The 13,940-nt window shown below is 63.2% G+C and carries 17 protein-coding genes; 12 read left to right on the top strand and 5 right to left on the bottom strand.

Annotated features, from left to right (window positions below; all coding sequences use genetic code 11):
- Positions 1 to 6: 6 nt before the first annotated feature.
- Complete coding sequence (siaC, locus tag QMN23_RS05120; RefSeq protein ID WP_282002311.1) at positions 7 to 393, top strand: biofilm regulation phosphoprotein SiaC; 387 nt, start codon at positions 7 to 9, stop codon at positions 391 to 393.
- Positions 394 to 395: 2 nt separating this feature from the next.
- Entirely contained in the window at positions 396 to 1,538 is a 1,143-nt protein-coding gene (locus QMN23_RS05115) for a diguanylate cyclase (protein WP_282002309.1), read from the top strand.
- Between the two features lie 14 nt (positions 1,539 to 1,552).
- Here the strand turns inward: QMN23_RS05115 and QMN23_RS05110 are convergent, their stop codons facing one another.
- Positions 1,553 to 1,945 (bottom strand): DoxX family protein, encoded by a 393-nt coding sequence (locus QMN23_RS05110; RefSeq protein WP_282002308.1) that lies wholly within the window; start codon positions 1,943 to 1,945, stop codon positions 1,553 to 1,555.
- A 310-nt stretch (positions 1,946 to 2,255) separates the two neighbouring features.
- Between QMN23_RS05110 and QMN23_RS05105 the strand changes: the two genes are divergently transcribed.
- The 8 genes from QMN23_RS05105 (at position 2,256) to QMN23_RS05070 (ending at position 9,224) form a co-directional block, all read left to right on the top strand.
- Positions 2,256 to 2,945 carry an outer membrane protein gene (locus QMN23_RS05105; protein WP_282002306.1) on the top strand — a complete coding sequence of 230 codons (690 nt, stop codon included), beginning with the start codon at positions 2,256 to 2,258 and terminating at the stop codon, positions 2,943 to 2,945.
- A gap of 196 nt (positions 2,946 to 3,141) precedes the next feature.
- Positions 3,142 to 4,335 carry an efflux RND transporter periplasmic adaptor subunit gene (locus QMN23_RS05100; protein ID WP_282002304.1) on the top strand — a complete coding sequence of 398 codons (1,194 nt, stop codon included), beginning with the start codon at positions 3,142 to 3,144 and terminating at the stop codon, positions 4,333 to 4,335.
- Positions 4,336 to 5,070, top strand: coding sequence for an ABC transporter ATP-binding protein (locus QMN23_RS05095; protein WP_282002302.1), 735 nt, complete (start codon positions 4,336 to 4,338; stop codon positions 5,068 to 5,070). It abuts the gene before it with no gap.
- Complete coding sequence (locus tag QMN23_RS05090) at positions 5,058 to 6,284, top strand: ABC transporter permease (protein WP_282002300.1); 1,227 nt, start codon at positions 5,058 to 5,060, stop codon at positions 6,282 to 6,284. The genes QMN23_RS05095 and QMN23_RS05090 overlap by 13 nt, the downstream gene beginning before the upstream one ends.
- Before the next feature lie 71 nt (positions 6,285 to 6,355).
- Entirely contained in the window at positions 6,356 to 6,721 is a 366-nt protein-coding gene (locus tag QMN23_RS05085) for a PDZ domain-containing protein (RefSeq protein WP_282002298.1), read from the top strand.
- Positions 6,718 to 8,277, top strand: a complete 1,560-nt coding sequence (locus QMN23_RS05080) for a TolC family protein (protein ID WP_282002297.1) — start codon at positions 6,718 to 6,720, stop codon at positions 8,275 to 8,277. The genes QMN23_RS05085 and QMN23_RS05080 overlap by 4 nt, the downstream gene beginning before the upstream one ends.
- A 119-nt stretch (positions 8,278 to 8,396) precedes the next feature.
- Positions 8,397 to 8,885 (top strand): Spy/CpxP family protein refolding chaperone, encoded by a 489-nt coding sequence (locus tag QMN23_RS05075; RefSeq protein WP_282002296.1) that lies wholly within the window; start codon positions 8,397 to 8,399, stop codon positions 8,883 to 8,885.
- Between the two features lie 57 nt (positions 8,886 to 8,942).
- Positions 8,943 to 9,224, top strand: coding sequence for a hypothetical protein (locus tag QMN23_RS05070; RefSeq protein WP_282002295.1), 282 nt, complete (start codon positions 8,943 to 8,945; stop codon positions 9,222 to 9,224).
- Between the two features lie 88 nt (positions 9,225 to 9,312).
- Here the strand turns inward: QMN23_RS05070 and QMN23_RS05065 are convergent, their stop codons facing one another.
- Entirely contained in the window at positions 9,313 to 10,176 is an 864-nt protein-coding gene (locus QMN23_RS05065) for an Mrp/NBP35 family ATP-binding protein (protein WP_282002293.1), read from the bottom strand.
- Between the two features lie 37 nt (positions 10,177 to 10,213).
- A complete protein-coding gene (locus QMN23_RS05060) occupies positions 10,214 to 10,543 on the bottom strand; it encodes a DUF134 domain-containing protein (protein WP_282002291.1) in 330 nt (109 codons plus the stop codon).
- A 136-nt stretch (positions 10,544 to 10,679) separates the two neighbouring features.
- Here QMN23_RS05060 and QMN23_RS05055 point away from each other — a divergent pair, with 136 nt between their 5' ends.
- Positions 10,680 to 11,321: a cation transporter gene (locus tag QMN23_RS05055; protein ID WP_282002289.1), complete on the top strand. Its 642-nt coding sequence runs from the start codon at positions 10,680 to 10,682 to the stop codon at positions 11,319 to 11,321.
- A gap of 2 nt (positions 11,322 to 11,323) precedes the next feature.
- On the top strand, positions 11,324 to 12,022 hold the full coding sequence (gene sfsA, locus QMN23_RS05050) for a DNA/RNA nuclease SfsA (protein ID WP_282002288.1): 699 nt from the start codon (positions 11,324 to 11,326) through the stop codon (positions 12,020 to 12,022).
- On the opposite strand, the gene QMN23_RS05045 is transcribed toward sfsA, so the two are convergent.
- Positions 11,970 to 12,470 carry a hydrogenase maturation protease gene (locus QMN23_RS05045; protein ID WP_282002287.1) on the bottom strand — a complete coding sequence of 167 codons (501 nt, stop codon included), beginning with the start codon at positions 12,468 to 12,470 and terminating at the stop codon, positions 11,970 to 11,972. The two genes, sfsA and QMN23_RS05045, sit on opposite strands and share 53 nt — an antisense overlap.
- A 13-nt stretch (positions 12,471 to 12,483) precedes the next feature.
- Positions 12,484 to 13,920: a Ni/Fe hydrogenase subunit alpha gene (locus tag QMN23_RS05040; protein WP_282002286.1), complete on the bottom strand. Its 1,437-nt coding sequence runs from the start codon at positions 13,918 to 13,920 to the stop codon at positions 12,484 to 12,486.
- Positions 13,921 to 13,940: the final 20 nt, after the last annotated feature.

Here is a 13,940-nt window from a genome sequence, read left to right as displayed (position 1 = left end):
AAAACAATGGAACCATTGCAGATTCAGGGGACTAAATCGACCCCCGAAATATGTTTTGAGCAGCAGAGCGGCAAACTCAGCATGTGCGGCGAATCCTACCCGGAAAATTCTTTCGAGTTCTACAAGCCGCTCCTGTCCTGGATAGCCCGGTTTACCGCAATCCACGACGGACCGGTCAACTTCGACGTCCGGATGAGTTACCTCAATACCGGCAGTACGAAATGCATGATGGACATCCTCGACATCCTCGAAGAGTCTTTTCTGGCCGGCAAAGAGGTGATGGTGAACTGGTACTATGACCGGGACAATGAGCGGGCGTTGGAAAACGCCGAAGAATTCAAGGAAGAGGTTACCATGCCGTTCAACATTATTCCGATCGTCGAGGAAGCGTAACGATGCAACGGGCATCGGGGAAAGAACAGCAGCTCATCGCCAAGTACCAGGAGCGCTTCGCCGATCCCGCCGGCGGCGAGCCCCTCTCCTACGCCGAAGGCGCCGAACTCTTCTCCGCTTTCCGAAAACTGGTAAGAAGGCTCGGCAGGATCGCCCGCATCAGCGACAACTACCAGAACGAGATCAAGATTCTCGTTCTGGAGTTGCAGGACGCCCTGGCAAAGGTCAAAGAGCTCAAGGGATGTCTCCCGATCTGCGCCTCATGCAAGAAAATCCGCAACGACGACGGCTACTGGAAGCAGTTGGAACAGTACTTGGCCGAGAATTCCGATGCCCTGCTCTCCCACGGCCTCTGCCCGGAATGTACCGCCAACTATCTGGCCCTCTCCCGACATGACACGGAGCAGACACCGGCGGCCGTCGTCAATCCCGCCCACCTGCTCGACGAGGCCGATCTCGACGATCCGGTCATCCGCCGTTTCCTGCCGCTGCTTAACGACCGGAATCTCGTCTCGACGCCACTGTTTGCCGACTTCAATGCGCTTTTCCAGCGTTACGTCCGTTTGGCCAAACGATTGAAGCGGATCGCCAGAATCAGCGACAGTTACCAATCCCAGCTCCACAACCTGAAAACCCAGCTCGATCACGCTTCGCGCACCGATTATCTGACCGGGCTTGCCAACCGGCGCGACATGTACGACATTCTCGCTGCGGAGCACAATCGCGCCCTCCGTCACGGCAGCAGCTTCGCCATCGTCATGGTCGATTTCGACAAGTTCAAGGAGATCAACGATAACCACGGGCATGACGCCGGCGATACGATCCTGGTTGCCGCGGCCCGGGCAATCAAGACAAACCTGCGCAAAGAAGATACCTTCGCCCGCTGGGGCGGGGAAGAGTTCATGGCCCTTTTCCCCGAGTTGGACAGGGAAATGGCCTTTCAAGCCGCGGAAAAGGTCCGCGAGCTGATCGCCGGGATCGCCGTCGACGTCGACGGTACGACCATCAAGCCAACCGCCAGTCTCGGCGTTGCCATCTTCATCCCCGACGAATCGCTTGCCGAATGCATTAAGCGGGCGGACGCCGCGCTCCGGACCGCCAAAAACTCCGGGAGAAACCGGACGGTACTCCACGACGGGCATTGACGGCCCGGCTCCGCTTACCGCCGGCCGCTCCCGTCAACACTGAGCGGTCCGGAACCGAAATGGGCGATCAAGAGCGCCGCGCCGAGCATCGCCAGGTTCTTCATGAACATGATCTGCTGCAGCGCGGCCGCCGCCGGATCGGCCACCGCCCAGAAGTTGTGCATCGTCAGGGTAACCGGCACCAAAAAGAGCACCAGCAGCCAGGCACCCCATTTGGCCCGGTATCCAAGGGCGATGCTTACCCCGCCCAGTAAGGCAATCATTCCCGACAACGGCACCGCCAGCGCAGCCAGCGGCACACCATGGGCGGCGGCATAGGCGATCGTCCCCGTGGCAAAATGGTTGGGAGCGGCCATAACGAAGACGGCCGCATAGAAAATCCTGCCGATCAGTACCAGTACTTTCATGGCCTGCACCTTCTTTCTTCCCCCTTGATATCATCAGTGTATCACCTTCGCCAGCGATCCAGTTACACTACTTTACAAAACCCGACGAACTCTTTACCCGATCTTACACGCCAAACGGCTATCCTTTTTCCATGCGCTGCCGCCGGCACTCGACAGCTCCCGGTCTGACGATGAAAATTCGCTGCCGGGTCAACCGGAAGGGATCGGCAGCGTTTATTCCCGTAAGCATCATGCGCCGACAACCCGGGCCGTTCCCGGCGCACTGCCCGCCGGGGCACCCGGCGGTTTCACCCACGGAAGGAGGAATATCATGAAACAACAGCTTCTCGCCTTTACCACTCTCGCTATCATGGCCACCCCCGCGTTCTGCCTGGCAGCGCCGCCCCATCCCGGCCCCTATGTCTCCGGCTTTCTCGGCGTCAGCACGCCGCGCGACACGGACGTAACAACCGATGACTACGCCAATGCCCAGACATTCAACGACCGGGTTGCGCTCGATCCGGGAATCTACGTCGGGGGGACGGCTGGCTACGATTTCGGCATCGTCCGCCTGGAAGGCGAACTCTCCTACCGCTACTCGGAAATGAAATCGATTACCGACCAGGCCGACGGTTACCAGTTCCAGAGCCCGGACGGCAACCTCGGCGTCCTGGCAGTAATGGGAAATGCCTTCTTCGACTTCCACAACCGCTCGCCGATCACCCCTTACTGGGGGGGCGGAATCGGCTTTGCCACCATGCACCTGAGTGACACCTACGGTATCGACACCCGGAGCGGCACGGCCCAGGACCTGCTCCTCTACCCCGCAGACGACGCCACTGTCTTTGCCTACCAGGCGGGCGCCGGAATGGAAGTCGCCCTCAACCGCCGCATTTCCCTCGATATCGGCTATCGCTATTTCGGCACGGCCACGGCCCGATTCGATTCGGACCGCTCCACGCCAACCGAGCTGAAATTCGAAAGCCATAACGCCCTGGTAGGCTTGCGGGTCAAATTCTAGGCCATGACCGGAGGCAGGAGCGATGTCTCTCCCGGTGAGACGACGCTCCTGCCTCCGTCATCGCCCGTTTACACATCTTTACAAATCCGCCTGGACTCTTTACGCACCCTTAAGGCAAAACGCGCTATCATCCCACCATCAATACTCCGGCCCGCGGCTGACGCGGCAGGAAACCTCCTCGAGAAAGCGAGCAACCATGAAAAAATACCTGATCCTGGCCGTCGCCGTCCTGGCGGTCGGTATCGGCAGCATCTATGCCATGTACGGCAAGACGCCCGCCGTCACCTTCCGGACAGCGACGGTGGAACGGGGCGACATCATTTCCACCGTTTCCGCCACCGGCACCCTGAACGCGGTGACCACGGTCCAGGTCGGCACCCAGGTCTCGGGTACCATTCAGCAGCTGTTCGTCGACTACAATTCGCCGGTTCGGAGGGGACAGGTCATTGCCCGCCTCGATCCGGCCATTTTCAACGCCCAGGTGGAACAGGCACGCGGCAACCTCCTCGCCGCCGAAGCAAACCTGCAAAAGGCCAAGGTTACCGCCGCCGACGCCCGGCGGACCCTTGAGCGCAACCGGCAACTGCTCAAGGACGGCATTGTCGCCCAGAGCGATTTCGACACTGCCCAGACGACCAGCGATACCGCCCAGGCCGGAATCCAGAGCGCCGCAGCAACGATCGTCCAGATGCGCGGCGCCCTCCGCCAGGCCCAAACCAACCTGAATAACGCCACCATCCGCTCGCCGGTGGACGGGGTGGTCATTTCCCGCAGCGTCGACGTCGGCCAGACAGTGGCCGCCTCGCTGCAAACGCCAACGCTGTTCACCATCGCCCAGGACCTCACCCGGATGCAGATCGAAACGAGCGTCGACGAGTCGGATATCAGCCGGGTACGGCTGGGGCAGCCGGTCGCCTTTACCGTCGATGCCTATCCCAATGTCAAGTTCGCCGGCAATGTCACGCAGGTGCGAAACGCCCCGGTCACCGTTTCCAACGTGGTAACGTACGTGGTGGTGGTGGGGGTCGACAACAAGGACCTCCGCCTGAAACCGGGGATGACCGCCAACGTCGCCATCGAGACGAACCGGAAAGAGAACGTGCTGACGCTCCCCGCAGCGGCGCTCCGCTTCAAGCCGGCGACCGACGGCGGCAAACGGTCCCGGGGGAACACGGCGAAGAGCGGAAAGAAAGGGAGCGACGGAGAGAGAGTTTTCTTGCCCGGACCGGACGGCAAGGCCCAGCCGGTCCGGGTGACCACCGGTATCAGCAACGACACCTTTATCGAATTGGTCGGCGGCGGGCTCAAGGAGGGCGATCAGGTGATCGTCGGCACCCTCTCGGCCGAGAAGAAAAACGGCACCGGCGGCCATTTCGGTCCGAGGTTCTGAATGGCTAACGTCGTTACTTTTACCGACATTACCAAGGTCTACCAGATGGGAGATCAGCGGGTGGAAGCACTGCGGGGAGTATCGTTCACCGTGGCCGAAGGCGAATTCGTCGCCATCATGGGTGCCTCGGGGAGCGGTAAATCAACCTGTATGAATATCGTCGGCTGTCTCGATACCCCTAGCTCGGGAAGTTACCACCTGGAAGGAATCGACGTGGCAACGATGGGTAAGGATCAGTTGGCGGCAATCCGCAACGCCCGGCTCGGCTTCGTCTTCCAGGGGTTCAACCTGCTGGCCCGGACGACCGCCCGGGAAAATGTGGAGCTGCCGCTCATCTACCGCGGCGTTGCCGCCGCCGAACGGCACCGTCGGGCGCTGGCCGCCCTGGAACGGGTCGGGCTCGGCGAACGAGCCGACCACTATTCGAACCAGCTGTCCGGCGGCCAGCAGCAGCGGGTCGCCATTGCCCGCGCGCTGGTCAACGAACCGGCGATCATTTTGGCCGACGAACCGACCGGCAACCTCGACACCCGAACCACTGCGGAGGTGATGGGAATCTTCCAGCAGCTCAACCGCCAGGGGATCACCCTTATTATGGTCACTCACGAACCGGAGGTAGCCGCCTTCACCAAACGAAACATCACCTTCCGTGACGGGCGGATCATCGCCGACGCACCGGTAGCGATGCCGACCGAGGCCGCCGCCGGCAGGGAGGAACACCCATGGAACTGCTGATGTCTCTGCGAATCGCCTTCCGGGCGTTACGCAGCAACCTGATGCGCTCCTTCCTGACCATGCTCGGAATCATCATTGGCATTGCCGCGGTAATCACCATGGTCGCCATCGGCTCCGGGGCGAGCAAGATGGTTGCCGACCAGATCTCCAGCATCGGCAGCAACCTGCTGCTGGTGCTCCCCGGCTCGACCACCAGCGGCGGATTGCGGGCCGGCGCCGGCAGCGCCCCGACCCTCACCGACGACGATGCGCGGGCCATCGCCAGCGAATGCCCGTCGGTGGCCATGGTCGCGCCTAACGTCCGGGGAACCGCCCAGATAGTCTACGGGAATCAGAACTGGTCGACGATCATCTACGGCGTTACGCCCGATTACCTGGCAGTGCGGGACTGGGCGGTCGTCGATGGCCGGAACCTCTCCACCGCCGATCAGGACGGTGCCGCCAAAACCTGCCTGCTCGGCCAGACGGTGGCAAGCAATCTGTTCGGCAGCGAGGATCCGGTCGGCAAGATCATCCGGATCAAGAAAATCCCTTTTACCGTGGTCGGGTTGCTTGAGTCCAAGGGGCAGTCGACCATGGGGAACGACCAGGACGACGTGGTACTGGTGCCGCTCCGCACCGCCCAGCGCAAGCTCTTCGGCACCCAGTTCGTCGGCACCGTCGGGGCCATCATGGTTAAAGCAGCGAGCGAACAGGCGCTTTCCTCGGCTGAACAAGAGGTTACGGCCCTCCTCAACCAGCGGCACCGGATCGGACCGACCCGCGAAGCGGATTTCACCGTCCGGAATCTCTCTGAGCTACTCGCCGTTGCTCAGCAATCGTCCCAGGTGATGTCGCTGCTCCTCGGCGCGGTGGCATCCATCTCGCTGATCGTCGGCGGGATAGGCATCATGAACATCATGCTCGTCTCGGTGACGGAGCGGACCAGGGAGATCGGCATCCGGATGGCGATCGGTGCCCGGCAGCGGAACATCCTGCTCCAGTTCCTGACCGAAGCGGTGCTTTTGACCACCAGCGGCGGAATCATCGGCATGATCCTCGGCGTGATCGGCGCCACCGTCGTTTCGAAATTTCTCGGCTGGCCAGTGCTGATTTCGGCCCAGTCGATTCTCATCGCCTTCGCCTTCTCGGCCGGGGTCGGCATCTTCTTCGGCTTCTATCCGGCCCGCAAGGCGGCAGCCCTGAACCCGATCGAAGCATTACGTTACGAGTAGCCGCGGCAGTGGACGGCACGGCAACGGACATGATTTCAACCTGTCGAATATTGAATGAAAGGAGACAGCTCATGGAGCTGGACCGCTACGAAGAGCTGGTCAACGAACATCATCCGGCAATGTGGTTGACGGCATTGGGACTGATCGTCGCCGAAGTCGGCAACTCCTACCTGGCAAAACGGGGAGTCAGCCAATTGCGGGGAATCGTCGTCCTCGGCACCCGGACAGGTGGGACTGCCGACCTGGCCGGCGTAACCGCCGGCGACATCATTTGCGAGGTGGATGGCACGCCGGTTGCCGCTTTGCCGGAGGTGGAACAGCGGCTGCAGCTCCATCCGCCGGCGCTGCCAATCCGGCTGCTGATCCGTAACGGCGACTACTGGCGCTTTCTCGCCATCCCCCTCGGAGAGCGGCAATACGGAGGCTGTTTGCAATGAGGAACCCTCATCGCGCCCATCGGTTCCGCCTCGCCCGGGGAGCCCTCCTGCTCCTGGCGCTCCTCCCCCTCCGGGCGTGGGGAGCCCCCCTCAACCTGACCCTCACCGAGGCGGTGAAACTGGCAGTGGAACGGAACCTCGACGTCAAGGCGGAGCTCTATAATCCGGCAATGGCCGAAGCTACGGTCCGGCAGAATCGTGGGATCTACGACCCGGCCCTCACCCTCTCCACCACCTACACCGATTCGACGACGCTGCCGGCCAGCAGCTTCCTCGCCGGGGCCGACACCAACAAGGAACGAACGCTCACTTACGATCTGGGAATCAGCCGGCTGCTGCCGAGCGGTGGAACGATCGGCGCCGCCCTGACCAACAGCTGGAACCGCAACAATGCCGATCCGACCAGAGGGTTTCTCGATCGCTACTACGAGTCGGAGTTCAATTTGACCTTCGCCCAGCCGCTCTTGAAAAATTTCGGCCGGGAAGCTACTGAGTTGAACATTGCCGTAGCAGGATACGGAAAGGACGCGGCCCAGGAACAGTTCACCACCAGGCTGATCGCCACCGTGGCCCAGGTACGGACCGAATATTACAAACTTTACAGCCTCCGCGACGAATTGGCGGTCAAACAGGCCTCCCTCAAACTGGCCGAACAGGTCCTCGCCGATACCCGCGGCCGGGTCAATGCCGGGGTACTGCCGAGCATGGAGATCACCAACGCCGAATACGGCGTCGCTTTGCGGGAAAAGGAGCTGATTGACGCCGAACGGGCGGTCCAGGACCAGGAAGACGTGCTGCGGCTGCTGCTCCAGGTGGACAAGGGGGCGGAAATCGTCCCGACGGAGGCACCGGCAGGTGCGCCGCTGTCCATCGACGAACGCAAGGCAATCGACCGGGCGCTCCGGGAACGGACCGAACTGAAAACCGCCCGCGTCAATCTTAAAATCGACGATCTCCAGACCCGGGTGGCCGTCAACCGCACCCGCCCCGACCTGTCGTTTACCGGCAGTATCGGCACCACCGGCCTGGCACAGGATTACAACCGGGCACTGGAACGGGTTGGCTCCACCGACTACCCGGTCTGGAGCGTCGGACTACAGTTTTCCTATCCACTCGGCAATACTGCCGCGAAAAACGAGCTGATCCGGAACCGGCTGAAGGCCGAGCAGAGCAGAACCCAGCTGAAAAGCCTCGAAGAAAGCACGGCCAACGAGGTCCGCAGCGCCATTAGAGCCGTCTCCGCCGGTTACAAGCAGCTGGAGGTGACCGACAAGGCCCGCGCTTATGCCGAAGAGCGGCTGCAGGCGTACCTGAAAAAAAGCGCCGTCGGCCTCGCCACCATCAAGGACGTGCTCGACGTAGAGAACGACCTGGCAACGGCCAGGGACGATCAGATCACCGCCCGGGCAAATTACGTCAATGCGGTGACCCAGTACTGGCAGGCCACCGGCGAGTTACTCCAGCGCCAGGGGGTGACGCTGACCGATCCCGGCGGCGAGCGGCTTTACGATGGCACCGCCGGAACGTCACCACCACGGGACGGCAACGTTTCTTAACTAAAATTTACCTGTCATATCGCCCTCTTAACCCACACTTTACTTCTCCTGCGTTACTATTGTCGCAGTCGGATCAGTTCAGTGGGCTGCGTGACCGCAGCCAGGAGGAGCGTCGGGAGATGAAACAGGAACTGAGCCCTGCCGCGATGATCGTCCTTGCCGGAGCCATGGCCGCCGATGGCGGTCTGTTCTACCGACCGGCAAAGGCGGAGGCAAACCGGCAGGAAGAACGATGCTGCGAAGAAGCGCTGGAGTTCGACCAACCGCAGTTGCGGCAGCTGGCCCGGGTTCTCGGGCTGACGGCAGCCCAGGAGCGGCAAATCCAGGCAATCCTTGCCGCCGAAGTGAAGACAACCCGCCTGCTGCAACGACAGCTCCGGCAGTTCCACTGCCAGCTCCGCGAGACGGCAATCGCCGTCCCGTTCGACGAAGCGGCGGTCCGGACCCTGGCCGGCCGACAGGCGACGGCACTGGCCGAGCTGGCCGTTTGCCGAGCCCGGATTGCCAATGGCATCTTCAGCTTGCTGACCACCGCCCAGCAGGCCCTGGCCCGGCAACTCCGGCCGTTTTTCACCGAACCGGCAGGACATGGTGCATTCGCATCGTAACCGAACCGGCGGGTCACCGCCGCCGGCACCCGCTGGAAATGCGGAGGAGAACCTACCATGTATTTCCCCGATCTGATCGTCGAGGTATCGTCAGAGGAACTCGGCGTCCTCATGCCGGTCAACGGCCGGCATCTCCATAAATCGTTCGCCAGCGACCGCAACGGCATCACCAAGCTGACTGACTGGCTGCGCGATCTCGGCATGCACGATTGCTGCATCAGGATCAGGATCGCCAATCCGACGCTGATTGCGCTGGCGGTCTCGCTGGCGGTCCGGCTCAGCATGGACAGTCATGCAATCGGCCTGACGGTTGGCGAACAGCTCCGCCACGCCGCCTGACGAAACGGCGAAAGCCGGCCGGCGCTCTCCCGCAGGAGGTGCCGACCGGCTTTCGTTTACCGGGCCGCAGCTGAATTAGCCGCTGTGGTTAGTCGACAGCGGCGACGATCTTGCCAACCACGCTGCTGAAGGCACTGGCGGCCGCCAGTTCACGATGATGCTCCACCAGCGGCTTGCCGCTGTCACCGGCGCTGACCATCTCCGGCTCCAACGGAATCCGGCCAAGGAACGGCACGTCCATCTCCGTCGCCAGCCGTTCGCCACCGCCGCTCTTGAAGATGTCGACCACCTCGCCGCAATGCGGACAGGCGAAGCCGCTCATATTCTCCACCACCCCCAGCAGCGGCAATTTGAGCTGCCGGCAGAAGGTCACCGATTTCCGGACATCGGTCAGGGCGACATCCTGCGGCGTGGTGACGATCACCGCACCGTCGGCACTCCCGAGCAGATGGATCACCGACAGCGGTTCGTCGCCGGTACCGGGCGGGCAATCGACGACCAAGTAGTCGAGCGGCCCCCAGGCAACGGCGGAAAGGAACTGCTTGATCACCCCATGCTTGGCCGGTCCGCGCCAGATGATGGCTTCGCTCTGGTCGCCGAGCAAAAGCCCCACCGACATCACTTTCAGATTGTCGTTATACGGCACGGGAATGATTTTCCCTTCGTCCTGGCCCGGCAGGGTCCCTTCGATACCGAGGATCGTCGGAATCGAAGGACCGTGGATGTCGACATCGAGGAGACCGGTCTTTTTCCCCGCCAGCGCCAGCGCCACCGCCAAGTTGGCCGCCACCGAGCTTTTGCCGACCCCTCCCTTGCCCGACAGCACGACAATCTTGTGCTTGATCTCCATAATATTCTCCTGGAGATCGATGGTTTCCTTCAGCTCCCGCAAGCGACGGGCCTCATCGCCGCCGCACCCTTTCACCGTGACTTTTTCTTCTCCTCCGCTCACCGCATCCTCCCTGTCATGTTGAAATAGCTGCTGTCGTTTAATCCTCGGCCGGTTGGCCGGTCGGCTGTTCCCCGGGGAAATCGCCGGCCACGGCCAGGGCCTTCATGCCGACCAGGGCCTCGACCACCTTCTTCCGCCCCTGGGTCAGCAACCGCTGGACCGTTCCCCGCGATACCCCCATCATTTCTCCGGCCCGTTCCTGGTTCAGGTCCTGGCCGTCGCACAGGTAGAGCGCTTCCAGCTCGTCATGCTCGAGGATGAGCACCTCCAGCTCCTTGAGCGGGGTGCCGGCCGGCTTGAATACCTGGCCGAGCTTGTCCCGAAGCGGACAGACGCAGTTGCGTTGCTTTTTCTTGCGTGGCGACATGGAAACTCCCCAAAGGGCCGGGACGGCACTGCCGTCCCGGCTTTGTGTGCATATGCACAAATATCATTTAGCTGTTGCAGATGTCAAGGAGGTTGACTACAGTGGAATCATCCGTTCATGAGAGAAAGAGGCCGTTATGCCCCCGTCCCGCGACCGTCTGTACCGCACCGCCAACCTACTGGCACTGTTCACCATCGGTTACAACATTATCGAAGGAGTCGTTTCCGTCTGGCTCGGCGCCAGCGACGAAACGCTCTCCCTGTTCGGCTTCGGCGTCGATTCCTTCGTCGAGGTGATCTCGGGGATCGGCATCTGGCACCTGATCCGCCGCATCCGGGCCAACGGCGGCGAAAGCCGCGACGAATTCGAGCGCCGGGCGTTACGGATCACCGGCGGAGCCTTCTACCTGCTGACGGTCGGGCTGGCCGTCTCGGCCGGGCTCTCGCTCTTCCAGCATCACCGGCCGACGACCACCATCTGGGGGATCGTCGTCTCCCTCGTTTCCATCGCCCTGATGTGGCTGTTGATCCGCGCCAAGACCCGGGTCGGCATTGCCCTCGAATCACCGGCACTCCTCGCCGACGCCGCCTGTTCCCGGGCCTGCCTCTATCTCTCGCTGGTGCTCCTGGCGGCCAGCGCCGGCTACGAGCTGACCGGCATCGGCGGCTGCGACGCCCTCGGCGCCCTGCTGATCGGCTACTTCGCCTACCGCGAAGGGCGCGAGGCACTGCAAAAAGCCAAAGGACTCACCTGTTCCTGCTGCAGTTGCGGTGGATAGCGATGCACCTCCCCGCTCCGCTCTACCCCGGTACCCTGCTCCGCCGCTACCAGCGCTTTCTCGCCGACGTGGCACTGGCCGACGGCACGGTGATCACCGCCCACTGCCCCAACTCGGGGAGCATGCGCGGCTGCAACCGGCCCGGCAGCCCGGTACTGCTCTCCCGCAGCGACAAGCCGACCCGCAAATACGCCCATACCTGGGAACTGGTCCACGCCGACGGCGGCTGGATCGGCATCAACACGGCGCTCCCCAACCATCTCGTCCGGGAAGGGATCGAGGGGGGGATTGTCGCCGAACTCCAGGGCTACCCGCACCTCCGCCCCGAAGTCCCCTACGGGACCAACAGCCGGATCGACCTGCTGCTGGAGGGCGCCGGCAGGCGCTGCTACGTCGAGGTGAAGAACGTCACGCTGGTCGAAGGGGGGCTCGCCCTCTTCCCCGACGCGGTGACCGCGCGGGGACAGAAACACCTGCGGGAGCTGATGGCGGTAGTGCGGGCCGGCGACCGGGGGGTAATCTTCTTTGTCGTCCAGCGGGCCGATGGCAGCAGCGTCGCCCCGGCGGACGCCATCGACCCCGAATACGGGCGGCTGCTCCGCCTGGCGGCGGAGAACGGGGTGGAGCCACTCGCCTACCGGGCGCTGGTCACCCCGGACGAGATCCGGCTGACCGAGCGGTTGCCGGTGCTTCTCCCCTGATCGTCGTCAGCAGCGTGCCGACCACCGCCAGCGCTTCGTCAAGGCCGCTCCGCACCGCCGCGCTCAATTCCCCGCCGTAGCCAAAATCCGCCCCCGCCACCGTCACCAGCCACGCCGCCGGCGTCGCACCGTAAAGCGCCCGCGCAACCGTCAGCAGCTCTTCCGGCGCCAGCTGGTGGCCGAGCGGCGAGCCATCGACCCTCGGCAGCAGCTGGCTGACCGTGACCGTTCCCGGCGGGGAAGCGGCATCGGCCGGCCCGGCGTCGAGAAACAGCGCCGCGGTCACCCCCGGCGCCGCCAGTTCGGCGGCCAGCTCCGGTACGAGCTGCTGCAGCTCGAAAGTGCAGAGGTCCGGCGCCGCGAACCGCGCCCCGGCCAGGTCGAGCAACGCCGGCCCGAGGCCGTCGTCCCGCCGCAGCCGATTGCCGTAGCCGATCAGCAGGATCATTGTCGCCCCGTCGTCACGGCCGCGCCAGCTGGTCGAGCAGAGTGCCTTCGGGAGCGAGAAGCTGGAGCCGCAGCGGCATCCGGCCGTAGGCATGGGTTGCACAGGAAAGGCACGGATCGTAGGCACGGATGCCGTGCTCGATCCGGTTGAGAATCCCCTCGCTGAACTGCCCCCCCTTGATGAAGGCGCCGGCCAGCTGGCGAATCGTCCGGTTCATCGCCAGATTGTTCTGGCCGGTGGCGATCAGCAGGTTGAGTCGCTGGATGATGCCGTTGTCGTCGACTTCGTAATCATGGAAGAGGATGCCGCGCGGCGCCTCGCAGACGCCGACCCCGGTCGGGCGGTTGACCCCCGCCTCGCTCCGGACGTGGTGGTCGAGCAGGTCCGGATTGTCGAGGATCTCCCGAATCCGCTCCAGGGCATGGAGGATCTCGATCAGCCGGGCATGATGGTAGTGGAAGCTGCCGGTAACCGCCCCCCACTCCCCGCTCCGCTGGGCACGGAACGCCAGAAGCTCCCGGTCGGCTTCGGGAGTGCCGGCACTGTCGCAGATATTGAGCCGGGCCAGCGGCCCCACCCGGTACATCCCCCGATCCTCGCTGTCGGCCCGGGCGAGGAAATAGGGAAACTGCATATAGCTCCACGATTCCGCCCGTTCACCGACCACCAGATCGTAATGCTCCGGTGGAATTTCCTCCACGATCACCCCGTGGGAATCGGTAAAGCGGAACAGGCCGTCGTAATATTCCAGGCCGCCGTCCGCCGCGACCAGCCCGGCGAAGAGCGACGGGAAATCGCCGCAGGCGCCGATTTCGGCGGCGTGGCGCTGATAAATCTCGTCGAGCAGGGCCAAGCCGGCGCGGACGATGGCAAAACCATCCGGCAGCAGGGCGGCAATCTCGTCGCGCCGGGCGGGAGCAAGCGGCACGCGGACGCCGCCGGGAGCCGTCCAGGAGGGATGGACGCTCTGGCCGGCCACTAGGGTGACGATCCGCTGGCCGATCTGGCGCAGGCGAATGCCATTCCGAGCGACGTCGGGCCGGCTTTCCAGCAGCCCGACCAGGTTGCGCCGGGCCGGATCGCTCTCCATGCCGAGCAGCAGATCGGCAGCGCTCAGGTGAAAGAAGCTCAGGGCGTGACTCTGGATCAGCGAGGCATGATTGGCCAACCGGCGCAGCAAGGCGGCAGCCGGGGGGATGCGGACACCGAGGATGGCGTCGCCGGCCCGGGCGGCGGCGATGGAATGGCTGACGGGGCAGATGCCGCAGATCCGGGCGGTCAGGCCGGGCATCTCCCAGATGCTACGGCCGATACAGAACTGTTCGAACCCCCGGAACTCGGTGACGTGAAAGCGGGCATCGGCCACTTCGCCGGCGTCGTCGAGCCGGATAGTGATGGTCGCATGTCCTTCGATGCGGGTAACGGGATCGATGGTTATCGTCTGGGACATAAATTCTTCGGGTCCTTTTC

The organism is Geotalea uraniireducens (genome assembly GCF_027943965.1).
GTDB classification, from domain to species: domain Bacteria; phylum Desulfobacterota; class Desulfuromonadia; order Geobacterales; family Geobacteraceae; genus Geobacter; species Geobacter uraniireducens.
Note: the sequence above shows the minus strand (reverse complement) of the source record. Positions and strands in the feature narration are given on the sequence as shown.